Here is a 23,180-nt window from a genome sequence, read left to right on the forward strand (position 1 = left end):
CTTCAGGCCGACCGTTAAACTAAACAATAGAGAAGAACAAACTCATTAATGAGCGCAATTGCGATTATCGCCGTATCATTTGCTATCTCTCAGGTCGTGTTAAGCATTTTACTGTTGTACTGCTTACCCAGAGTGTGGTCGACACAAGAGTGGCTATTTAGTCTATTTTTGTACGCCGTGATCGCCTATTTACTCGGCCCTTTGTTAGAGCAACATTGGCTGGGCCCAACACAGATAGCTTGGCAAAACACATTGCCAGGTCTGTTTTGGTTATTTTGCGGTTCCATTTTCAATGATAAATTCAAGCTGACATGGTGGAATGTGGTGCTCGTGGCGAGCACCGTAATTCTTCCGACAATAGCCAAAAACGTAAATGTCGAGGGCTTAACCATCCCGGTTTGGCTATTTATAACGCTACCTCAGCTTGTCGAGTTTGTTTTAATAGCTTGGGCGATATTAATCGTCACTCAATCTTGGCGCGATGACCTCGTTGAAATGCGCCGAGACCTGCGGTTTTGGTTTTGCTTCATGGCGGGAATTTACATCTTTATCATGATTGCGATACGCGAAGTTTTCTACCCAAATGCCACTTGGTGGTCCGAACTGCAATTCGTTCCAATTGGTGTGATTGCATTGGCAACGAATCTTTTGATTTTGCGATATCGCGCTGGGCTCTTTCAAGAACAACATACCGCGCTGCAAAAGGCTGACTACCAAATGAGTGATACCGAAACACGCGCTCAGCCGAACTTATCTAAAGAAACAGCGGCTTCATCAGCTCAAACGGTGACGGTACCCGAAGAAATTACAAATCAACTCCACCGACTAATGAATGAACAACGTATCTACCGCGAAATGGGTTTGACGATTGGACAAGTAGCCGAAAGGCTAGACGTTCAAGAATATCGATTAAGACGAATAATCAATGCCGGGATGGGCCATCGGAATTTTAATGACTACCTAAATGGGTTTCGTATAGAAGAAGCCGGGCAACGCTTGTCTGACCCAGAGCAACATTCTGAAGCGATCCTTAATATTGCGTTAGACACCGGCTTTAGATCACTTAGCTCGTTCAATAAGGCATTTAAAGAAGTCTTCGGACAAACGCCTACCGAATATCGTAAGTTAGCTCGCTCACGAGCCCATTAATATTGCATCGACTGACAACTATTTATGAACCAAAAACCTCGCAAGACACCCCTTCAGAAGCCTGCTCGATTTAATAAACCTCATCAGCTTTGGTTTATTACTATCAATCTTCTCGTACTACTCATCCTATCTGGCGCTTCGCACAGCAATAACGCTAATCATGGAAAGCAGCTATACGCAGAGCAATGTGCAAGCTGCCATGGCCTTCAAGGACAAGGTAACACGGTGATGGAGGCGCCCGCACTTGCGGCTCAATTGCCCACTTATACTATTAGACAGATCATGAGTTTTCAAACAGGCTTAAGGGGCCCCCAAGATAGACACGCACAACAAATGTCAGCCATCGCCAATTCAGTGGGTTCCGACGACAGCTACCGAAAAATCGCATTCTACCTTGACACATTAAGCCCTGTGAATCTCGATGAAGAAGAACTGAACAAGACGCCCCAAGGTGACGTTAAACAAGGATACAAACAGTATCAAGCCAGTTGCGGCGGGTGCCATGGCGATAAGGCTCAAGGCAACGCCGCCCTTGAGTCACCTCGTCTATCAGGACTTAGCCCCGATTATCTAAAACGCCAGTACCAATATTTTTTAAACGGAAAACGAGGTTCAAGTAAGAAGAATAAATACGGAAGGCAGATGACAATGATCGCAAATACCGTACGAGATCCTAGAAAAATTGACGACATCATCGCTTACCTACAAACCCTTAACGCCGCCAAGTAATGCGTTCTTTATGTCTACACACATTTCTTTCTCTAGCGCTATTCAGTGTTAGCTTATCGTCGATCGGAACTCAAAGCAGCGCCGAACAGGCGTTTCCTCTGAACTACGAGTTAAGCAAACAGTGCCCACCCGGTTTTTCACTGGAAAACGATAATGAGTGTCGATTGAGATCGTTATATCAACTCTATTCCTCCACACAGGGGCAAGGTGTCGGCGGCACCAAAACCTCTTTACCTCAATATCGGGATGGATTCTCTCCACAGCAAATCGATCTAGGCCGGTTCTTGTTCTTTGACTCAATACTTTCCGGTGACCAAACAATTTCTTGTGCAACTTGCCACGACCCTCGTAAATCTTTTACCGATGGTCTGGCTCGTTCTATCGGCGCAGATGGTCAGCATGGAGTACGCTCGGCACCCACACTTTGGAACAGTGCATTTTTGACGCACCTAAATTGGGATGCCAGCGCTAATTCGTTTGAACAACAAGTGCAAACACCATTGTTTTCAAGGTTGGAAATGAATAACACACCGGAAAACTTGATCACGTCGCTAAAGAATATACCAATCTATCGGGTTCTCTTTAAGCAAGCATTCGCTGATGGCATCACGCTCAAAAATATTTACTCTTCTCTGGCTGCTTTTCAAGCGTCGCTGATCTCATTGAACAGCCGTTATGATGAATACGCTCATGGCAATCATTCAGCGTTAAACGCAGAGGAGATAGCCGGATTCAATATTTTTCGCTCATTTGTGGCCAGATGTTCGGAATGCCATACCCCACCACTTTTCACCAACAACCAAATCGCAGTCATCGGTGTTCCCCAACCAGAGAATCGACCATTTGATGTTGGTGCTGAATTAACATTCGCATCGCGTAAACTTCGTGGTGGTTTTAAGGTACCTACTCTGCGAAACATAAGCAACACGGCGCCGTACATGCACCAAGGAAACTTCTCAAGTCTTCGGGATGCAACCGAATTCTATAATAAGGGCCGTGGCCATGCCGCACCAAAAAACAACCCACTTTATTTGCATTGGCACATTAATGAACCGGATTTAACGAGCAACGAAATAGATTTGCTCGTTACATTCATGAAGACATTGGAGGATGAAAAGTTCATGCCGATGATTCCTAAACTACTACCGTCAGGCCTAGTGCCGCCAAATTAGACCTTGTTGGCATTCGACAATAACGAAGGAGATACCTAATGAAAACAAAAATACTCGTGTTATCACTGATCATCGCTACCGGATTGATAGGCACTTACATTGGTAAAAAGTACAGCGAACCTAAAGTCATACAAATGATATCTAAAGGTAAGAGCCCATCAAGCTCCAACACCGAAACTGCGGTTATAGACTCAAACGCTGGAAGTGAACACAGTAAACCCGCCGGCACAGCGACTAACGCCATTGTCGTCGTCAACGAGGGTGAATCCATTCAGGAGGCTGTGAAGACAGCGTCGCCAGGAACCACCATTCAAATAATGCCTGGGACTTATAACGAGACCGTCTATATTGATAAAGACAGCATTCATTTGATTGGGGTCTTCGATCAAGGTAAACGCGCGAGACTGGATGGCGAGGGCAAACTGAACGACGCCATTTTATACTCAGGAAACAATATCGCGGTTGAAAACTTGTTTATTACCGGATACAAGGGTAATGGAATCATGGGTCAAGCAGGTAACAATTTCGAAATCCGAAACAACATAATTAAAGACACTGGAGTCTATGGAATTTTCCCCCAATTGGGCAAAAACGGTATTGTTGAACACAATGTGGTCTCAGGCATCGAAGATGCCGCTATCTATATTGGGATGAGTGACAATGTCCACGTTTCGCACAACGACGTCTTCGACTCAGTTGCGGGCATAGAAATTGAGAACAGTCGACACGCCATAGTAGAAAACAACTTCGTCCAAAACAATACCGGGGGAATACTGGCGTTCATTACACCAGGCCTGCCAATTAAGACGACGTATGACGTCATCATTAGAAATAATTTTATCGCCAATAATAATCATCCGAACTTTGGCGCGCCAGGATCAACGGTCGCAGGAATCCCCGCTGGCACTGGTATCTTGGTGATGGCCGCTGACCAAGTTGTAATTGAAGACAACATTATTAAAAACAACAAGAATACCGGCATACTCATCGTCGATCATGCTAATGCCGCCAACATCACCGACGACCCAGATTCCGAACCTAACCCCGATGAGGTTTCAATTCTGAACAACACCATGCTAAATAATGGGTATGAGCCAATTGTTGAAATCAAAGGGTTGATGGCACTCGAGCTCAAAACAGGGCAACCGGACATCGTTCACGTCAGTCAAGGCTCAGGAAGTTGCATACTCAACCGCAGCCAATATGTAACCGTTGGACTTGGCGACTTTAGCGACTGTGAGTTTACACACACGAACAATATCGATAGTTATCTGTTGAATACCCCCGTCAAACCACGAAAGATCGAGGCTTCAGAACGTGGAATGATCGCCTACCTTGGTGTGTGCACCGGGTGTCACTCGTTTAACGGCAGACTTATTGGCCCATCGATTCAGCAAATTCAAGCCCTATATTTCGACAACCCCGAAGGGCTAGTTGAATACATTGCCAACCCGATCAAGAAAAGGCCTGATTATCCAGAAATGCCATCTCAACGTTACCTCGGCGACGAGACTATGATGGCGGTTGCAAAATATGTATTACAAGTGGAAAATGTTTCGCCAAGCGCTCCAGCTTCCCACTAAAGTAATGAAAGGATAAAGACTATGATTCGATCACTTGCAGTTGATGGTCCAAACAAGCCTCTTAAGCCAATGGAATTCGACCCTGGTGTCTTGCCTGATAATCAGGTGGAAATTGAGGTTCAATACTGCGGTGTTTGCCATAGCGATCTGAGCATGATGGACAATGAATGGGGAGCATCACGCTATCCGCTGGTACCAGGCCATGAAGTGGTAGGGAAAGTGGTCAAGACTGGCTCGATGGTGAGGTCATTACAAGCAGGGGATAGCGTCGGGTTGGGATGGCACTCTGATTATTGCGAACAGTGTACTTATTGTCATTCTGGTGAACACAATTTGTGCTCTGCATCTCAACCTACCATCATAGGTCGCCACGGTGGTTTCGCTGACAGAGTTAGGGCATCCGAGACCGCGGTTGTTCCGCTCCCGCCTGGCATCGATCTTAAGAGCGCAGGCCCCTTATTTTGCGGTGGCATCACAGTCTATAACCCAATCGTTCAATTCCAAATCAAACCAACCGATAAGGTTGCCGTAATTGGGATCGGAGGACTAGGTCATCTCGCTTTACAATTTCTAAGCGCTTGGGGCTGCGATGTTACCGCGTTCAGCAGTAACCCCGATAAGGCCGAACAGGCCAAAGCGTTGGGCGCCAGCCATATTCTCGATTCCACCGATATTAAACAATTGGACAGTGCTCGAGATAAGTTCGATTTTATTATTTGCACTGTGAACGTGGAATTGAATTGGACGGGCTACCTAAACACCCTAGCGCCAAAAGGGCGTTTACACTTCGTTGGCGTAATCCCTACCCCAATCGCGATTTCAGTGGGTAGTATGTTGGGCAAGCAACTGCAAATTTCCGCGTCTCCGGTTGGCAGCCCCGCCACCATATCGGAAATGCTCAACTTTGCCGTTAGGCACGATATCAAACCTATGGTGGAAGTTTTTCCATTCGATCAAGCAAATGCCGCCATAGAAAAGCTGCGCGCAGGAAGGGTGAGATACAGAGCCGTACTTGAACTATAGATCCAACCCCGTATTGGATTTTGATGGGCGCCAAAATTAAGTGCGCTCGCCCGAATAGTGCTTATAATGTGTACAGCATTAATTAGGGAACCTAATCGCCGTGCAGCAAGTTACGCCCCCCATTGAAAACATTGTAGAACTTCTTGACGAGCTCAACACGTCGGCGGTTGCTGCACAATTTGCTGAAGCACACCCAGCGGACATCGCTGATGCGTTGGAACAACTAACGCCAGCAAAACGCCCGCTAGCCTGGATTCACATACCCGAAGATGAGCGGGGCGAAGTCCTGTCAGAATTGAACGAAGGTGTGTTCAAAGACCTGGCTTACGAGTTAGACAATAATGAGCTTATTGATGCGATCAAAGTACTAGACATAGATGAAATCGCGGATCTAATACCCGATTTGCCTGAATCTGTGTTAGCAGACGTTCTATTCGCCGTTGATACTGAAACAAGAGCCAGCCTAGGAGAAGTTCTATCCTACCCAGAAGACAGTGCTGGCGGCTTAATGAACCTTGATACAATCACGGTCAGGGATAATGTATCTTTGGACGTGGCCCTACGATTTTTACGGCTAAAACCTGAGTTACCCGAGCACACTGACACCATATATCTGGTTGACCGGAACAACCATCTCACCGGTATACTTCCACTCGAAAAACTTATTACTGGTCCAGCCAGTGACCCGGCAATTAATCACGCAATAGACACTCCGGTGTCGTTTGTCTGTCTGGACCCCGAAGAGGATGTAGCCAAGGCGTTCGCCGATTACGATTTACTCTCCGCCCCCGTCGTGGACGCCAACCGAAAATTGGTCGGTCGCATTACTGTGGACGACGTCGTCGACGTGATTCGTGAGCAGGCTGAGCACGACATTATGGCGGCAGCTGGCCTACGCGAAGAAGAAGACATATTCGCGCCCGTAGGCCAAACGACCAAAAATCGGACGATATGGCTGGCGGTCAACCTGATAACCGCACTACTAGGTTCTTGGGTTATTGGGCAATTTGAAGGTTCTATTCAGAAACTGGTCGCGCTGGCTGTGCTAATGCCGATTGTAGCCAGCATGGGTGGAAACGCAGGTACTCAAACCTTAACCGTAGTTATCCGAGGAATGAGCACTGGCACCATTTCACGCGCCAACGTGTTTAATGTATTAAAAAAAGAAACCATGGTAGGCATTCTCAATGGCATGATATGGGCCGTCGTCATCGCCGCCATTGCAGCGGCCTGGTATCAAGACCCTTACTTAGGTTTAGTCATTGCCTTTGCGATGATGGCTAACTTAGTAATGGGCGCGATTGCTGGCGTCTGCATCCCAGTCGTTCTCGACAAATTTGGTGTCGACCCAGCGTTAGCAGGAGGCGTCGCATTAACGACCGTCACCGATGTGGTTGGTTACTTTTCGGTCTTAGGCCTTGCAACGTTGATGCTACTCTAAACAAGAATCCACACTTAACTTATTATTCAATAGCCGTTGGCCTGACTTAAAGACGTTTGAAGTCCATTTCTACAGATTCTGGCTCTCCAATAAGCTCTTGCATGTCGTTGAGTGTCACCTCGACCCAAGCGTGGCTAAGCAGTGCATCACTCTTCTTGGCAACGCCAATACACACGACCGCGACCATACCAAGCCCTCTGAGCATGTCGACTAGAACCAAAGACCTTGGCAAACAATTCAACGTCAAAAAATGCCACCGAGCAGCAAACCTAACGGCTTCATGCATGGCGAGCAGCTCAGGATCTGTAACTCGCCTGCCTAATGCATTGTCGGAGATGTTATTAAAGTCGACTTGTTTCTGCAGCCAAGACATTCCCAAATATCGAAGCTTGATAGAGACAACCAACAACTTAAAATACGCGCAGCAGGTCCAATAGACCGACTTGTATCTATTTTGTATGAAACTGTCTGAAGGCATATTGGTGGTTGTATCAATACCGTTGCAAAGAATTAACGAACTCTAACACGGGTTTGGATAGGGCTTTGAATGATAATCGGTTACAATCCAGTTATGGTACTTTCATCGACATTGTTAAACAACCGAACTTGGAATAGACACGGACTCAAGATAGTTTGGGGTCTTGCGTGTTTAATACTGTTCGTGGTTGTAGCCTTAATAGGCTACTTTGAGTACGATAATCGAAAAACTAGGAACTTAGAGTACGCTGCACAAGTGCTTGCGCCGATAACCGCTAATTCCACTCCCAGTTATCAAGTAACAGACATTACTTCGGCGAATTTGTTTGGTGATCCTCGCCCTAAACAGAAAGAGATCGAGAACATACGCCCAACCTCATTGAATATTAAATTAGTTGGCGTGCTTTGGGCTACCGACCCAAACTATGCCAGAGTTATTATCAAGTCTGGCAACAAGAAAGGTAAGCTCTACTCCATAGGCCAAGATATAGAGGGGGCGGGCGCGTCAGTTAAAGAAATCCTCAGCAACGAAATACTGATCAGCCGCAACGGTGCAACGGAAAAACTGCCTCTAGAGAAGAAAAAAGGCTCCAAGGGGCTTTTCTCTTTTAATGGCCAAGATGGGTCATCATTAAGCTACGCAAGCACAAATGGTTCATCAAGTAACCGAGGCACCAATGAGATACGACGAACAAGTCGTAAACCTGTCTCAGCCAACGGTGAAAACAGAAAGATCAGACGCCCGAATTTCTCTGGTCTCGACAGAGCTTTACAGAAAACAGGCGAAATATAAGGTCACTGTTGGGGTCGGTGGCCCTTATTCAATGTAGACAACAGCAACCGGTTAGCGACCTTTTCTAAGCAGGCCAAAACCAACTGGCGTAAAGATCACCAACAAAGCCAACCACACAATCCAATTCCCGATAATCATATAGGGTGTGTGCCCCGTCATAGGCTGTACATCCCTACTTGCTATCGCGACTTCGAATTGCGGCGTACTATGAAGTAATTGCCCATGATGATCTATAAACAGAGAGGGCCCAGAATTCGCTGAACGCACCATCGGCCTCCCCAACTCCCGAGCTCTCATTTGTGCAAATTGTTTCCGCTGATGAGGAGCAAGTGAGTCGCCAAACCATGCATCTTCACTGATGTTCACAAGTACATTAGCCTCGCCCAAATGTGATCGGTACTCATTGGCAAACGCATCTTCATAGCAAATCGACAACCCGACTCGAATGGAATCACCGCATTGTATGGGCTGGAGCCCTTCCCATTTTGCAAAGTCCGACATAGGCAAAGATAGGTACTCAAAAACCCATGAAAATAAAAACTGTAGCGGCTGATATTCGCCAAAGGGCACCAAATGCCTTTTTCGATACAACTGATTTTCTGCTCTATTCCCAGCGCAATTCAGCACAGCGGAGTTATAACTGTTTTTTCCATCATGATCTAAAATACCAGCGAGCACCGAAACGTCTTTCGGAACCATTGCTTTCCAAAACCTTTCATCGGTTTGATTTGCATAGTATGGGATTGCTGTCTCAGGCCAAACAACCAAATCGACGGTTGTGAGCTCAGCAGTCAAGCTTTGGTATTGATCCAACGCTTGTTTTCGCATCGTCTCCAACCATTTTTCGTCAATGGAGATATTGGCTTGAACCACGCCAACGGTAATCAATTTACCGTCTTTCTCAGTCCACTCTACCCCTGAAATCAAGATAGAAACCAGCAACACCATCGCGGCAGCAATCGGAGATCGATAGGAACGTGCGTTGATGCCGTGAAAGAGCAAAACAGCCAGGGCGATAGTGAGGAAGCTAACTAAATATATTCCACCAATTGGTGCCCATGAAAACAAAAAAGCCGGGACCTGAGTGTACCCAAAATCCAACCAAGGAAAGCCCGTCAAAACCCAACTTCGACACCATTCTCCGACAACCCAAGAAAACGGAAATAAAAGTAAAAAGTTACATTGGAATCGTCGCGCGGCCCAGCTCGCAATCAGTGTTGATAGACCAGTAAACACCGCCAACAAAGCCGCAAAGCCTATCACGGCAATAGCGCCCATCCAAAGAGGCATTCCTCCGTAAGTCGACAAGGAAACGTAAACCCATGAAACACCGCCAAGGTACAAGCCCATGCCAAAGCTAAAACCAAGAATTGCGGATGCCTTAACCGTTGCGGAGCGCGTTAAGTGCACCAATCCGGCGATCGTCAAAAATGCAAGAATGTATATTTCGAATGGTGCGAATGCAAAAACGCTCAACGCGCCTAAAGCAACGCTGAGCAAGCAGGTTTTCCAGTTCATTGTGGCTGCGTCGTGAGCGATAACGCCCACTCAAAGGTCAATTAAAACGTCTACTCAGATGCGGTTAACTCTCGATACAACTTCTTCTCAGAAGCAAACTTCTCTGATATCGATATTTTTTGCGCCTCTAAGCGCTTGAGCTCTGCGCTAAACTCGGTCACACGGCCCTTGGAGGCTTCTATTTGGGTTGTAAAGTACTCTTTTCTCTTTCCAGATAAACCTTCAGACTTAGTTTCGAGCCGTTTAATTTTGCTGTCCATTTGCTTTAAATAGGCTTTGTGAACTCGAATATTCCCTTCTACTGACGCCAATTGATTATCGCGCTGACGATCGATGTCTTCTTCTCGCTCATAAATACTCAGAACTCGATCGCGTTCCGCCTGCTTTTTCTTTAACTCAGCAAGCTCTTGTTCTTCTTTGAGTTTTATCTTAGCTTCTACTAGTTTTTCTTCCTCGGTTTTGGGCGCGTCAATCGTGTCCGTTACAAACCCTCTCTCATTTAGGTTTGTCACCTTAGAAGTTTCACACTTATCTTCAGCGTAATCACCATAGTGCCACTTACCCTCGGCATCCTTACATTTCTGGATAGCAACCGCATTCACGGAGTATGACAGCATTAATAGACTGGTGAGAACCAGGCCCAAAATCTTAGTATATTTCATAAGAAGCTCCATATTTTTAGACGGGTCAAAGTGAAATGACAATGCCCTAAAAATGATTTTCAGCGTTTTTTGCTAAACGCAATTAAAGTCAAACCCAATACAAGCATGGGCAGACTTAATAACTGCCCCATAGTAACCCAATCGAGAAACAAATAATCTAAGTGTCGATCAGGTACTCTGACAAGTTCCACTATCATTCGAGCACAAGCATAACCCACTAGAAACATTCCAGATAATATCCCTAGAGCCCGTTTTTTTCTCGAAAATAACCAAAGAATCACGAAAAGTAACAATCCTTCTAGGAGTGCTTCGTACAACATAGATGGATGCCGCGCCTGCCCATCCGCAGTAGTAAACACCATGCCCCACGGAAGGTCTGTGGGCTTTCCCCATAGTTCCTGATTTATAAAATTCCCTATCCGGCCAAAGAACAAACCGATGGGTGCAACGGGTGCTACGAAGTCGCCGATCTCAACAAAATTAATTTTCGACTTTTTACTGAATAACCAAAGCGCAAAAATAACCCCAATCAGCCCACCATGGAATGACATGCCTCCATCGCGAATACCCGTTACTATGCTGATCGGATCTGCCAAATATTCTAAAGGCTTGTAGAAAAACACATACCCCAACCTACCGCCAAGGACCGCTCCTAGCGCCCCATAAAAAAGCAAATCAGACGCTAAGTCCAAGTTCCAACGAGGATTAACCGCGGTCGCCTGATGCCTAAGCCGATAAGCCCATGCGGCGTAAACTCCAGCAAACCCAAACACGTACATCAAGCCGTACCATTGTATCGCGAGTGGCCCTACTTGAAAGACTACAGGATCAAAATTTGGGTGAACAAGCATCTATTTACCTTAACGTAGACTGATTAAAAAACGAGAGCTTCGCCAAAGGCAGTCAAATATCTCTGACTAAATTCTTGCAGACTAAACTCATGATTCTGGGTGCCAGAATGTTCGATTTTGATTGCACCACACAGCGAAGCGATTTGCGCAGACGTCTTCCAGTCCTTGCCACTAGTTAAACCAAACATCAGTCCACCTCGATAAGCATCCCCACAGCCGGTCGGGTCAACCGCCGCTGAAATCGGTGCACAGGGTACCTCGAACATGCTTCCATCCACATAGACTTCAGACCCTTTACCGCCACGAGTTACCACCAAAGCATCAACCTTAGCAGCCAATTGCTCCAACGTTAGTCCTGTCTTATCCAACAGCATTTGACTTTCGTAATCATTCACAACCGCGTAGGTGGCTTCATCTAAGAAGGTCATGCATTCGTCTCCATTAAACATTGGCAGGCCTTGGCCTGGATCAAAAATAAATGGAATGCCTAATGCTTTAAATTGAGAAGAGTGTTCAATCATTGCGTCTCGCCCATCCGGGCCCACAATGCCAAGCTGAATATCGGAAGCATCACCAATCTTATTCTGATGAGCAAAGTTCATGGCACCCGGGTGAAATGCGATTATCTGATTATTGTCGATATCGGTGGTGATGAACGCTTGCGCAGTGAAGGTATCTGGGACAACTTTTATGTGCGTTGAACTTAACCCCTTCTCGTCTAAATAACGCGAATAGGGCCCAAAATCTTCGCCTACGGTGGCCATTATCTCGGGTTTTCCGCCTAATAATTTGAGTGTGTAGGCAATATTACCAGCACACCCACCTAGATGGCGCGTCATGCCTGGTACGAGAAACGCAACATTCAAAATATGCGTTTGATCTGGCAAAATGTGGTTCTTGAACTGATCTTCAAACACCATGATGGTGTCAAAGGCCATAGAACCCGTAATAAGAGTTTTCATGATGGTTTTTTTCGGCTCAGTGGAGGCAAAAGAAAGCCCCGATCATCAGACCGGGGCTTAGATAAATTGGGGGCTAAAGTGCGGCTAACGCTGAGTCATAATCGGGTTCTTGAGCGATTTCAGGAACCAATTCCGAGTGTAAAACCTTATTGTCTTCATCCAAAACTAAGACGGCTCTCGCTGTTAAACCGGCAAGAGGGCCATCGGCCATCAACACGCCATAGCTATTTGCGAAGTCAGCGTTACGCATGGTTGATAAGGTGACGGTGGATCCGGCCGAATTTGCTTCGCAAAAACGACCTGCGGCAAATGGTAGATCCCCAGAAACAACCAGCAACTGAACATCATCTTTACTTGAAACAGCCTCATTGAACTTTTGCGTCGACGTCGCACATACAGGCGTATCAAGACTGGGAAGAATACTAATGACTTTCTTTTTACCGGCGTACTCTTCTAAAGACACATCACTCAATGACGCAGTGGTTAATTTGAAATCCGGTGCCTGCTGTCCAACTTCAGGAAAGCTGCCGTCAAGGTTGATTGGGTTGCCTTTTAAGGTAATTTGCATATTAATTCTCGTAATCTATTCTTCAACTTGTTTGTTATAGGTTTGCGCTGACAGCAGCCCATCCAGTTCTGATAAGTCGCTCGCCTTTATTCGAAACATCCAACCTTTTTCATAAGGCGACTCATTCAACAATTCAGGTTCATCGTCTAGCTCACTGTTAACTTCGGAAATCTCACCTGAAACTGGCGCATAGATATCTGAAGCCGCCTTTACAGACTCAACTGCACAGCACTCCTCTTTAGCCGTTACCTCACTTCCGACTTCCGGTAACTCAACGTACACTACGTCGCCCAATGATTCTTGAGCGTAATTGCTGATACCAACTTCAACGGTATTTTCATCTAGTTTTCGCACCCATTCATGGGATGGGGCATACAACAAATCGTCAGGGTTATTACTCATTTAAACACTCCATAAAGTGACTATTCTTACTGAACTTTTATAATATAGGTTCCGCTCTTTGCGGCGTATTATATATAAAGAGACTGAGCAAGCGATACTCAATTACTTACTCAAGAGCATCATTTCTTGCATTAACCCTGCCGATCGAGGAAAATGAGAACTATTCGCATTTATATAAAGTCATCGTCAACCTCTCACAAACTCGCAAACACATGAATCAATACTTAGTTCACTTTTCTCTGGTCATAGCCATCTCGCTTTTGCTGAGCGCGTGTGAAAAGCCATCCGCGGAAGTTAACCTTTACTCTGCACGCAAAGAAGTTCTTATTCGGCCATTGCTGGAGCAATTCACTCAAGACACAGGAATTACCGTTAATGTAATCAGCAGCAAGGCCGACGCTCTTCTCAAACGGATAGAAAGCGAGGGCATAAACAGCCCAGCTGATGTTCTTCTTACCACCGATGCGGGTCGCCTCTTTCGAGCTAAGTCGGCCGGTGTTTTTACCCCCATTGCATCTGATGTGATTGAATCAAACGTCCCTAAGCAATATAGGGACTCAGAAAACTACTGGACAGGATTATCGGTAAGAGTTCGCCCAATCATGGTGACAGAGGAAGGTAAAAAGTTTAATTTGAGCCGCTACGAAGACCTCTCTAATCCTGAGCTTTCTGGTCAAATTTGCATCCGATCGTCCAGCAATATTTATAATCAATCCTTAGTCAGCAGCCTGCTTGCCGCCTCGCCTACCGAAGAAGTTGAAACGTGGGCAAAAGGACTTGTCGGCAATATGGCAAGATCTCCTCAAGGTGGCGATCGCGATCAAATCAGAGCCGCCGCCGCAGGACAATGTTCTATTGTCGTTGCGAACACATATTATCTTGCCAGCATGATAAGTAATGAGGATAAATCCGACGACTTTAGCGCTGGAAGCGCAATGACGGTGATCTGGCCAAATCAAGTTGAGGGCCGTGGTGCTCACGTCAATATCAGCGGCGCTGGCGTAGTAAAATCAGCACCTAACAAAGACAACGCGGTCAAACTCATCGAATTTTTGTCCTCTGATAAAGCTCAAGAGATCTACGCAAATGTTAATTTTGAGTACCCTGTCAAAGCAGATATCCCACTCCATCCAGTCTTGCAGAAATGGGGAGAGTTTAACGCTGACCCTTTGAATGTAGACTATCTCGGTGAAAAGAATGCGGATGCCGTAAAGTTGATGGACAGAGCAGGTTGGAAATAACGAACTAAGGCACCCGCATTCGAATCAATTATGATCATTCGCGAGTTGAGCTGGCAACTGTCTAGCCTTGCAATTGCCAGCTTGGTTTTTTTTCCACTGGTCACTTTGTTGTGGGTCAGCGTTGACGCCAACTTAGAGGTTTTGACACATCTTGCAGCAACGGTATTGCAAGACTACGTCACCACCTCGATTTTACTGATGGTTGGTGTCGCCATCCTCACTCTTTGCGTCGGTGTTGGTTCCGCATGGTTGGTCACTCACTTTCGCTTTACTGGGGACTCCATCTTTAGCTGGGCTTTATTACTGCCACTTGCGGTTCCCACTTACATTACTGCGTATTCTTACACCGGCTTACTGGACGTTGCTGGCCCGATACAATCGTATATCAGGCAGTTCTTTGAAATAGGTGTCGGAGACTATTGGTTTCCAGAAATTCGTTCACTAAATGGCGCTATCTTTGTCATAGGCTTTGTCTTATACCCCTATGTCTATTTGCTTGCCAGATCTGCCTTTATGGATCAATCTGGAAGCCTGCAAGACGTGTCCAGGCTATTGGGTTTCTCTTCAAAACGAACCTTCTTCAAAATCACCTTACCAATAGCTCGACCGGCAATTGTTGCGGGTGTTTCTCTCGCTCTCATGGAAACTCTCGCTGACTTCGGAGCAGTCAGTTACTTTGGTCTAAGCACCTTCACCACAGGCATCTTTCGAACGTGGTACGGCTTAGATAGCGTGTCAGGCGCGGCTCAGCTCGCGTTAATGCTCTTGAGTTTTATTATCGTGCTGATGGTGATCGAAAAACACTCTCGAAAACGATCTGGCTACCAAAGCAAGATGCGTAAACAACCTCGACACACAACGAAACTCGTTGGCGCTTCCAATGCAATCGCTTTTACCTTAGCGCTAACGCCCGTTTTGCTGGGCTTTATCTTACCTATGTTGCAATTGATTGTGTGGTCGGTACAAACGCACGCAGCGCTCTACACGGCCGCCTTTTGGTCCTTAGTAGCCAACACGCTGGGGTTAGCAAGCGTCACCACCACCATCGCGTTGTTCCTAGCCTTAATCATCGCGTACGCGAATCGACTGGCGCCAAATAGGGTCACGTCGTTCAGCAAACGCGTTGCAGGCCTGGGCTATGCGGTTCCCGGTACGATAATCGCCGTGGGCACACTGATACCATTGGCGAGACTCGACAACACAATTGATGCTTGGTTCAGAATGCATTTCGACTTATCAACTGGTCTCCTCCTCAGTGGGACTCTGGCTGCGTTGATCATCGCCTACTTAGTACGTTTTCTGGCCGTTGCGTTAAGCTCTATCGATTCAGGGCTAAATTCAATCAGCCTGAATATCGACTATGCAGCGCGCTCTCTGGGTCAGGCACCGCTCAAATCAATTCAAAAAGTCCATATACCGATGCTCAAGGGCAGCTTGATAACCGCCCTGCTAATTGTCTTTGTTGACGTTATGAAAGAGCTGCCAGCAACGTTAATTCTGAGACCCTTCAATTTCAACACTCTGGCCGTCAGAGCCTACGAATTAGCAAGTGATGAAAGACTTATGGATGCGTCCCTTGCATCTTTGTTCATTGTGTTAGCCGGTTTGGTTCCCGTTATTCTGCTTACCAAAGCCAGCGTAAAACGCTAAGTACTAAATTTAAGCTTTTTGGCAGTTTTCACAAATACCGTACATATAGAGAGAATGATCCTCTAACTTGAAATTGTATTTTTGCGCTACCGCATTTTGACGCTCTTCAATTTCCGCATCGTAGAACTCCGTGACGGTATTGCACTTTACACAAACCATGTGATCGTGATGATGCCCATCATCGAGCTCAAATACGGATCGCCCGCCTTCGAAATTATGTCGTAAAACCAAGCCAGCATTCTCAAACTGAGTCAACACACGATAAACCGTCGCAAACGCAATTTCCTCACCCGCATCCAGCAATGATTTATATACTTCCTCTGCTGTAAAGTGCCCTTTAGATCCTTCCAGCACTCCTAAAATACGCAATCGCGGCAGCGTAGTCTTTAGACCAGCTTGTTTTAAATCTTTAGGAGTAGACATGGTTTAATCACCTAGCTTAATTACGTTTTCAAAATTAACAGATTCGGAGTTTATCAGTTTTCTGCTCAATTAAACTTTTAAATTGACGATAAAATAGTAAGCTCGCGGCCAAATTATTCTAAACTCAAGACCCATCCACTCAAATAAAGCATTGTTTAGTGCCAATCGTGTCGTTTAGCATACTACCGTTAACCTCTTAGTTATTACATTCGAATGCCTACTAACCGAGACCGAGCCTTGAAGCCTTACTTTTCCTACATAAATTTTGCGACAGCACTCGGTTGCGCGATGCTCGTTAGCAACGCAAATAACGCGCATGCCAAAGCTGGTAACGACGACACGGTCATCCTCTACATCCCTTTTTTGTCTTCATCGAATCCAACCTTGCAAACCAAGTTAAATGACGCCTTTAGAGAACAAGGTGTGACTGAGGTTGTGGTGCAAAATGCTGATTTTTGGCACCCTTACCAACAAGGTTTGAGACAGGGTCGTATCGGCATATATTTTGCTCAACCACATTTTGCTGCCTGGGCGATAAACAAACACAATTTCATCCCTCTGTATAAGCTCCACGGCACCCTCAAATACGTACTGGCTTCTCGAAGAGCTAAGACCAGCGTATTTGAGGTTAGTGATCTTAATGGGAAGGTTGTATGTCGTGAGCCTGGATTAAACTTGGGAACGGCCTGGCTAAATCGTCTATTAGGCCGTCGGCAGCTAAACGCCTTGACGAATGAGTATCCATCAATACCACAGGAAATGCAGAATGCGGATTCTAGTTGCTCGGCATTTGTGATAGACGACTTCTCATACGAGCAACTGAACCAAAAACTCAGCAATGAATTTATTAGGCTAAAACAAAGTGTCATTTTCAAACACTACGCTTTTGTTGCTCACCCTGAAGTAGATACAAAGGTAATTGTAAAGGTGAAAAAAGCGCTTAAGTCGAGTGCGGTTAGCTCTCTTCTAAATCCCTATTTGGCAAAGCTCAGTAAATGGCAGAATCTATTGCCAGTGCAACCAAATGACTATTCACAACAAGATTTTATGCTGCTCAATACTTATTGGGGGAACGACTCGGATTTACGTTAATTCAGATTCCTTGAGCGTTCCACTCGCCTGTTGAGCAAGCAGGGACATTAACCATTCCTGAGAATTAATTGCGTTCATTCCCACCCCTCGCAATGCCAACAATAAAGGCAAACGAGATTGAAAAGTTGCATTAAGTGCGCTCATTAACCAGTCGGTCTGTTCATTGTCGCGACGACGTTTACGCTCGTAGTGTGATGCCAACGCTAACGAGCCAACATCACCACGCTTACTAGATGTAAGTAAATCAGACAGACAATCTAAATCTTTAAACCCCAGATTTGCACCTTGACCGGCAAGAGGATGAATACTGTGCGCAGCGTCTCCGACTAACACGACCGATGGGGCCGAATACGAATCAGCACGTTGACTGAGTAACGGAAAAATTTGACGCTCACTGACTTCAAGCACGTTACCCAAACGGTAATCAAACGCGCTCGACAGGGCCGATTTAAACTCCCTGTCGGACAGGCTCACCACCTCGCTCGCAGACACACTATCCAAACTCCAGACAATGGAGCTAAAATTGTCTTTTAAAGGCAACGCCGCAATAGGCCCTGTTGATAAAAAACGCTGCCATGCGCAGTCTCGATGGCTTTCACTGGTTTTAATTTTGGCGACAACGCCATTCTGTTTGTAGTCCAAACGATTGGCAAATATTTTTGCTTGGCGCCGAACCCACGAATTCGCCCCATCCGCACCGATGACTACTCTGGCTTTTATACTTTCATCCGCTAATATGACTTCAGCTCCGTTTTGAGATAACGCCATACCCTGCAAATCAGCCCCAAAAGAAAACGACAGATTGTCGTGCAAACCAGCCAAAATATTCGTTTGAAGTGCTTTCGTGCAGGCTAGAGCATCAACCATATAGCCCAATTCAGTTTGGCCAATACTGTCGGCATTAAAGCTCAGCTCCCCATTTGAGTTTTCATCCCACACCGTCATCTGGTGATAAGGGTAAGCTTGATTCGGTGTCAGAAGATCAAAAACACCCACTCTTTTCAGCACACTAATTGCAGGCCTGCCTAGGGCCACCACGCGCTGATTACTCGCTTCGACACCATCACTTATTTCAAGCGGTGCCCCTCGCTCGAATACCCCAATCTTAAGTGAGCTTCGTTGCGCCAAATCAAGAGCCAGCGAGGCACCAATTAAACCAGCACCAACAATGACAATGTCGTAGTTCTCAACCATCACTATCCAAACTACGCGGCCATCACGGATTCAATCTCTTCGACCGTTTTCGGCGCTGCCGCCGTTAAATTTTCAAACCCAGTTCTAGTGACAAGCACATTATCCTCCACACGAATACCAATATTGTGCCACTTTTCATCCACCCCACTCGACGGGTTTACGTAGATTCCCGGCTCAACTGTAAACACCATGCCTGGTTCGAGCTCTCTCCACGCGTCTTCAACTTGATAATCACCGACATCATGCACATCCATGCCAAGCCAATGACCTGTCCGATGCATATAGAACTTTGTATATGAGCTGGTTTCCAATATCTGCTCAAGGGTCCCACTTAACAACCCTTCATCCAACAGCCCTTGAGAAATTTTCTCCACCGCGGCGTCATGCGGCTCATTCCATGTATGACCCGGGCCGCATTTTTGGAATGCGGCATCTTGCGCTTCCAACACGATGTCGTAAAGCGCCCTTTGTTCTGGGCTAAACTTTCCATTGACCGGAAACGTACGACTGATGTCGGCGGCATAGCATTCGTACTCGGCGCCAGCGTCAATTAACAGTAAGTCACCGTTTTTCAAAAGGCAGTCATTTTCAACGTAATGTAAAATGCAGGCGTTTTGACCGCCCGCGACAATTGAAGGGTAAGCATTATAATGACTGCCCGCTTTTCGAAACTCACATTCCATTTCGGCCTGAACTTGATACTCATACAAATTTGGGCGGCAGACTTCCATCGCTCGTTGGTGGCCCGCGGCTGACATTCGACCCGCCTTTCGCATCCTAGCAATTTCATCGGGCCTTTTGAATAGTCGCTGCTCATGCAATATGTGGTTCAAATCAACAAACTCATACGGCGCATGCTTTCCGCGACTGGCATCTAACTTAATCTGATTCATCCATGCCAGAAGCTGAGAGTCGAAATCAGGATACCGCCCCACCGTTGTGAAAACCTTCGCTTTCTCCTCCATCATGCTCGGGAGGATCTCATTCATGTCCTCAAATGGAAAAGCGTCGTCTACGCCGTAATCATCAATGGCGCCTTGCAGGCCAACACGACGTCCATCCCACATTTCGCGAAAAGCATCTTTTTCGCGGCAGAACAAAACAACTTCACCCTGAATGCGACCTGGACTAATCACCAATACCGCATCAGGTTCACTGAACCCACACAAGTAATGAAAATCACTGTCGGGGCGAAACTGATAGATCACATCCCCGTTACGCGCTCGCTCCGGGGAGGTTGGCACAATAACGATGTCATCCGAGCCCACTTGATTGACCAACTCAGCGCGACGACGTGCGTAGACCTCTTTATTCATCATAATTTTACTGTGTGGTTTCGGGCGCGTCTTTTGATCGCTCGGAGTAGATAAATTCGAAAATTAATTGTGACCCCACCTTCACATACTCTTGAAGTTCTGCAAGTGCCCATTCTTCTTCTGTCTCGGTGTCTTCACCGGCGCCCGCCTCAGATATTTCAATCATGTCGCGCGCGATTTCAGCACCACTTTCAGGAATTTGGTCAATACTGAATAGATCATTATACAACAGCCCCAACAAGAACCCCTTTGTCCAGGTCGCTATCCCCTCAACTTGAATACCAATCGGCTCGTCGTCGTCGGGTAGAACGAGCTCAAAACCTTCTCCGCCATTAAACAATAATTCGCTGTATTCACGGTACATCTCGTACAACATCGATGAAAGCTGGCTAAAACGCCCATCATTGGCATCCGCACTGGGCTCAACCAACTTCAATAAATCAGGGCTCATGCCTGTCTTCAAATGATTGGCAATGGCGCCTATCACAGTTCCATGCAGTTCACTCGGACTAATCTCTAATCCAGCAAGTGCGATCGTGGCTTCGATCGCTGTAAAACGGTCAACGGTATTAGTCATAATTCATACACAATAAAAATTTTGATGATTCTAACTCAAATAACGCGATTTAACAGTGTTCTAGAGCATTGACGCTTGCAGACATATTGACCTCGCCCGACGGCGCGCCTACTATTAGCGTTTTAATAAAACAATAGTTGTCATGCTCTGCAGGGGTTTGCACATGGACGCCAATATATTAGGTCTAGAACAACGAGTTGAGACTTTGATCAATGAATGTCGACGCTTGAGTAGCGAAAACAGAATATTGAAGAGCGAACAAAATTCGCTGCTTGAAGAAAAAACAAATCTCAAAGAAAAAAACAGGATAGCTTGCTCAAGGCTAGAACGCATAGTAGACAAGTTACGTACGCTTGAAGATCAATAAAATACGATTAGGAAAATAATAAGAATATGTCAGCCAAAGGCGTCAACATTTCGATATTAGGCCGTGATTTCTCAGTGGCATGCCCACCCGAAGAACAGGAGTCACTGCTAGAAGCAGCAAGCTATCTTGATACCAATATGAAAGATATCCAAAAGACTGGGAAAATAATTGGTACTGAAAGAGTCGCCATTATGGCGGCACTCAATATTTCTAATGACCTGCTCAAACTCCAAAAAGCCACTAAAGGCCAAGAGCATGTCCAGGAAAAGCTAAACTCCCTACAAGAACGAATCGATTCCGCGCTAAAAGAAGCAGAAGGTATTTAGCCTTCGATCAAATTACGCTAAATTCACCCCCACTTAGCTCTCTACTTGATATAATCCAACTCTGGCGTTGCCTGTGGTGTTTGTAGACACTTCAAATCCCTTAGAACCTAGTCTTTATTATCGGGGGTTAGACCACTTAGCTGTTGTGCGTTTAGATCAGGGTGTGTTCGCACATCCCATCCACGCGCCTGATGCTGCTTGTAGACTCCCACTTGAACCACCGGTTCAAGGCACCAAGGGTTTACGGCACTTATGGGTAACGCTCTTCCGTATCACCCGCTCATCGTGCCATATTCGTGATTGTGCTGATCAGCCTAGTGTGCACAGGGTAGAACCACGGTGTCGAACCAATTGCCAGCTAAGATGAACATCACAAAGCGCTGATCACCATGCATTCAAAACACGTCATAAGACAACACATGCGCCAACAAAGGCGATCATTGGGTAGTGCTGAGCTTCACGCCGCCGCGAATGATGTTGTTCGATCGATCAGGCAATGCCGTCAAGTGTGGAACCTCTCTAACGTTGCGAGCTACGCTGAGTTTGATGGAGAATTGTCACCAAAATACTTGCTCGAAAGCCTGACGTTTACCGAACTATATCTACCCACAATCACGTGCTCTCGATCCTGCTCCATGCATTTTTACCCCGCTCACAGGAATGTGATAATCAATCGCTTTGGAATAAAAGAGCCACGGAGGCTGGGGCAACCCATCGCAAGCAATAAGCTCGACTTAATATTGCTCCCCCTAGTCGCATTTGACCGAACTGGCAATAGAATTGGCATGGGGTCAGGCTACTACGATCGCGCTTTGGAGTCCCTCGCTCATCAACAAAGCACCAGACCTCTGCTCGTTGGCTTAGCGCATCACTTTCAAGAAGTCACCAAAATTCAAGCATCCGAGTGGGACATCAAACTAGATGCTATACTCACCGATCGTGAATACATACCTGTTTCACCCAACCTATCAATTTGAATTAATTATGCAAACAGCCCGAAGATTACTGTTCATTCTAGCCTCTTCTTGTGTCTTGCTTACCAGCGCTTGCGCGCAAGAGCTCGAAGAGATAAAACCAGCCACAAAAAAACAAACTATCACTGCTACTAATATGGTCCTACTAAAAACGTCCCTTGGCGATATAGAAATCGCTCTTGATGCTGAAAAAGCGCCCAAATCCGTCGAAAACTTTTTGAGTTATGTCAAAGATAAACATTATGACAACACGATTTTTCACCGTGTAATACCTGGGTTCATGATCCAGGGTGGTGGCTTCGAACCTGGCATGTCGCAAAAACCGACAAAAGCCCCTGTGATGAACGAAGCTGACAACGGCCTCAAGAACAATAAGTACACCTTAGCGATGGCCAGAACCCAAGATCCACATTCTGCCACGGCACAGTTTTTCATTAACGCGAAGGACAACGATTTCCTTAACTACACCGGGGCTGGTGCAGGTTGGGGCTACGCCGTATTTGGCGAAGTAGTCAACGGCAAAGACGTCGTAGATGCGATTGAAAAAGTACAAACTGGAAACGTCGGCCCGTACGGTGACGTACCAAGTGAAGACGTCGTGATTCTATCGGTTGAAGAAACTCAATAAAGAAACCATTCATATTTAATTCTTAAGGCGTTCAGCGCAAGCCGAACGCCTTTTTTATGTCT

At 46.1% G+C, this 23,180-nt stretch carries 24 protein-coding genes and 1 other RNA gene; 14 read left to right on the forward strand and 11 right to left on the reverse strand.

Annotation, left to right across the window (positions count from 1 at the left end):
• Nucleotides 1-48 precede the first annotated feature (48 nt).
• The 6 genes from ABWW54_RS14440 to mgtE all read left to right on the forward strand — a co-directional run bounded on the left by ABWW54_RS14440 (nucleotide 49) and on the right by mgtE (nucleotide 7,097).
• The gene (locus tag ABWW54_RS14440; protein WP_353413174.1) at nucleotides 49-1,149 is read left to right on the forward strand and encodes a helix-turn-helix domain-containing protein; all 1,101 of its coding nucleotides are present in this window, start codon (nucleotides 49-51) and stop codon (nucleotides 1,147-1,149) included.
• A gap of 24 nt (nucleotides 1,150-1,173) precedes the next feature.
• Nucleotides 1,174-1,878 (forward strand): c-type cytochrome, encoded by a 705-nt coding sequence (locus tag ABWW54_RS14445; RefSeq protein ID WP_353413176.1) that lies wholly within the window; start codon nucleotides 1,174-1,176, stop codon nucleotides 1,876-1,878.
• Complete coding sequence (locus ABWW54_RS14450; RefSeq protein ID WP_353413178.1) at nucleotides 1,878-3,050, forward strand: cytochrome-c peroxidase; 1,173 nt, start codon at nucleotides 1,878-1,880, stop codon at nucleotides 3,048-3,050. The genes ABWW54_RS14445 and ABWW54_RS14450 overlap by 1 nt, the downstream gene beginning before the upstream one ends.
• Before the next feature lie 38 nt (nucleotides 3,051-3,088).
• Entirely contained in the window at nucleotides 3,089-4,633 is a 1,545-nt protein-coding gene (locus tag ABWW54_RS14455; protein WP_353413179.1) for a parallel beta-helix domain-containing protein, read from the forward strand.
• A 21-nt stretch (nucleotides 4,634-4,654) separates the two neighbouring features.
• Nucleotides 4,655-5,656: an NADPH-dependent aldehyde reductase Ahr gene (ahr, locus tag ABWW54_RS14460; protein ID WP_353413181.1), complete on the forward strand. Its 1,002-nt coding sequence runs from the start codon at nucleotides 4,655-4,657 to the stop codon at nucleotides 5,654-5,656.
• Between the two features lie 100 nt (nucleotides 5,657-5,756).
• Nucleotides 5,757-7,097, forward strand: coding sequence for a magnesium transporter (gene mgtE / locus ABWW54_RS14465; protein WP_353413183.1), 1,341 nt, complete (start codon nucleotides 5,757-5,759; stop codon nucleotides 7,095-7,097).
• 46 nt (nucleotides 7,098-7,143) lie between these two features.
• Here mgtE and ABWW54_RS14470 read toward each other — a convergent pair whose 3' ends face one another.
• Nucleotides 7,144-7,575, reverse strand: a complete 432-nt coding sequence (locus ABWW54_RS14470) for a lasso peptide biosynthesis B2 protein (protein WP_353413185.1) — start codon at nucleotides 7,573-7,575, stop codon at nucleotides 7,144-7,146.
• Between the two features lie 69 nt (nucleotides 7,576-7,644).
• On the opposite strand from ABWW54_RS14470, the gene ABWW54_RS14475 reads away from it, so the two are divergent.
• The gene (locus ABWW54_RS14475) at nucleotides 7,645-8,367 is read left to right on the forward strand and encodes a type II secretion system protein N (RefSeq protein ID WP_353413187.1); all 723 of its coding nucleotides are present in this window, start codon (nucleotides 7,645-7,647) and stop codon (nucleotides 8,365-8,367) included.
• A gap of 51 nt (nucleotides 8,368-8,418) precedes the next feature.
• Here the strand turns inward: ABWW54_RS14475 and lnt are convergent, their stop codons facing one another.
• The 6 genes from lnt to gcvH all read right to left on the reverse strand — a co-directional run bounded on the left by lnt (nucleotide 8,419) and on the right by gcvH (nucleotide 13,330).
• Nucleotides 8,419-9,885 (reverse strand): apolipoprotein N-acyltransferase, encoded by a 1,467-nt coding sequence (gene lnt, locus ABWW54_RS14480; protein ID WP_353413189.1) that lies wholly within the window; start codon nucleotides 9,883-9,885, stop codon nucleotides 8,419-8,421.
• 50 nt (nucleotides 9,886-9,935) lie between these two features.
• Nucleotides 9,936-10,547, reverse strand: coding sequence for a hypothetical protein (locus ABWW54_RS14485; protein WP_353413191.1), 612 nt, complete (start codon nucleotides 10,545-10,547; stop codon nucleotides 9,936-9,938).
• Nucleotides 10,548-10,606: 59 nt separating this feature from the next.
• Nucleotides 10,607-11,398: a prolipoprotein diacylglyceryl transferase gene (gene lgt / locus ABWW54_RS14490; protein ID WP_353413193.1), complete on the reverse strand. Its 792-nt coding sequence runs from the start codon at nucleotides 11,396-11,398 to the stop codon at nucleotides 10,607-10,609.
• Between the two features lie 23 nt (nucleotides 11,399-11,421).
• A complete protein-coding gene (locus tag ABWW54_RS14495; RefSeq protein ID WP_353413195.1) occupies nucleotides 11,422-12,360 on the reverse strand; it encodes a carbohydrate kinase family protein in 939 nt (312 codons plus the stop codon).
• 73 nt (nucleotides 12,361-12,433) lie between these two features.
• Nucleotides 12,434-12,928 carry a thiol peroxidase gene (gene tpx, locus ABWW54_RS14500; RefSeq protein ID WP_353413197.1) on the reverse strand — a complete coding sequence of 165 codons (495 nt, stop codon included), beginning with the start codon at nucleotides 12,926-12,928 and terminating at the stop codon, nucleotides 12,434-12,436.
• A 15-nt stretch (nucleotides 12,929-12,943) separates the two neighbouring features.
• Nucleotides 12,944-13,330 carry a glycine cleavage system protein GcvH gene (gcvH, locus tag ABWW54_RS14505; protein WP_353413201.1) on the reverse strand — a complete coding sequence of 129 codons (387 nt, stop codon included), beginning with the start codon at nucleotides 13,328-13,330 and terminating at the stop codon, nucleotides 12,944-12,946.
• A 212-nt stretch (nucleotides 13,331-13,542) separates the two neighbouring features.
• Here gcvH and ABWW54_RS14510 point away from each other — a divergent pair, with 212 nt between their 5' ends.
• A complete protein-coding gene (locus tag ABWW54_RS14510; RefSeq protein WP_353413203.1) occupies nucleotides 13,543-14,571 on the forward strand; it encodes an extracellular solute-binding protein in 1,029 nt (342 codons plus the stop codon).
• 30 nt (nucleotides 14,572-14,601) lie between these two features.
• Nucleotides 14,602-16,221: an ABC transporter permease gene (locus tag ABWW54_RS14515; RefSeq protein WP_353413205.1), complete on the forward strand. Its 1,620-nt coding sequence runs from the start codon at nucleotides 14,602-14,604 to the stop codon at nucleotides 16,219-16,221.
• A 9-nt stretch (nucleotides 16,222-16,230) separates the two neighbouring features.
• Here the strand turns inward: ABWW54_RS14515 and fur are convergent, their stop codons facing one another.
• The gene (gene fur / locus ABWW54_RS14520) at nucleotides 16,231-16,644 is read right to left on the reverse strand and encodes a ferric iron uptake transcriptional regulator (protein ID WP_353413207.1); all 414 of its coding nucleotides are present in this window, start codon (nucleotides 16,642-16,644) and stop codon (nucleotides 16,231-16,233) included.
• A gap of 213 nt (nucleotides 16,645-16,857) precedes the next feature.
• Here fur and ABWW54_RS14525 point away from each other — a divergent pair, with 213 nt between their 5' ends.
• Entirely contained in the window at nucleotides 16,858-17,736 is an 879-nt protein-coding gene (locus ABWW54_RS14525) for a substrate-binding domain-containing protein (protein WP_353413209.1), read from the forward strand.
• Here ABWW54_RS14525 and ABWW54_RS14530 read toward each other — a convergent pair.
• From ABWW54_RS14530 to ABWW54_RS14540, 3 genes are read right to left on the reverse strand one after another with little or no spacing between them, the layout of a single operon-like run.
• Nucleotides 17,728-18,930, reverse strand: a complete 1,203-nt coding sequence (locus tag ABWW54_RS14530; RefSeq protein ID WP_353413211.1) for an FAD-dependent monooxygenase — start codon at nucleotides 18,928-18,930, stop codon at nucleotides 17,728-17,730. The two genes, ABWW54_RS14525 and ABWW54_RS14530, sit on opposite strands and share 9 nt — an antisense overlap.
• Nucleotides 18,931-18,941: 11 nt before the next feature.
• On the reverse strand, nucleotides 18,942-20,246 hold the full coding sequence (locus ABWW54_RS14535; protein WP_353413488.1) for an aminopeptidase P N-terminal domain-containing protein: 1,305 nt from the start codon (nucleotides 20,244-20,246) through the stop codon (nucleotides 18,942-18,944).
• Between the two features lie 7 nt (nucleotides 20,247-20,253).
• Complete coding sequence (locus ABWW54_RS14540) at nucleotides 20,254-20,823, reverse strand: UPF0149 family protein (protein ID WP_353413213.1); 570 nt, start codon at nucleotides 20,821-20,823, stop codon at nucleotides 20,254-20,256.
• Nucleotides 20,824-21,216: 393 nt separating this feature from the next.
• Here ABWW54_RS14540 and ABWW54_RS14545 point away from each other — a divergent pair, with 393 nt between their 5' ends.
• The 4 genes from ABWW54_RS14545 to ABWW54_RS14560 all read left to right on the forward strand — a co-directional run bounded on the left by ABWW54_RS14545 (nucleotide 21,217) and on the right by ABWW54_RS14560 (nucleotide 23,118).
• Nucleotides 21,217-21,516: a cell division protein ZapA gene (locus ABWW54_RS14545; protein ID WP_353413215.1), complete on the forward strand. Its 300-nt coding sequence runs from the start codon at nucleotides 21,217-21,219 to the stop codon at nucleotides 21,514-21,516.
• Between the two features lie 65 nt (nucleotides 21,517-21,581).
• Nucleotides 21,582-21,779, forward strand: a non-coding RNA gene (gene ssrS / locus ABWW54_RS14550) — 6S RNA.
• Between the two features lie 126 nt (nucleotides 21,780-21,905).
• Nucleotides 21,906-22,493 (forward strand): 5-formyltetrahydrofolate cyclo-ligase, encoded by a 588-nt coding sequence (locus ABWW54_RS14555; RefSeq protein ID WP_353413217.1) that lies wholly within the window; start codon nucleotides 21,906-21,908, stop codon nucleotides 22,491-22,493.
• Between the two features lie 133 nt (nucleotides 22,494-22,626).
• Nucleotides 22,627-23,118: a peptidylprolyl isomerase gene (locus ABWW54_RS14560; protein WP_353413489.1), complete on the forward strand. Its 492-nt coding sequence runs from the start codon at nucleotides 22,627-22,629 to the stop codon at nucleotides 23,116-23,118.
• The last annotated feature ends 62 nt before the right edge of the window (nucleotides 23,119-23,180 follow it).

This window comes from Arenicella sp. 4NH20-0111, from assembly GCF_040366405.1.
Taxonomy (GTDB): Bacteria; Pseudomonadota; Gammaproteobacteria; order Arenicellales; family Arenicellaceae; genus Arenicella.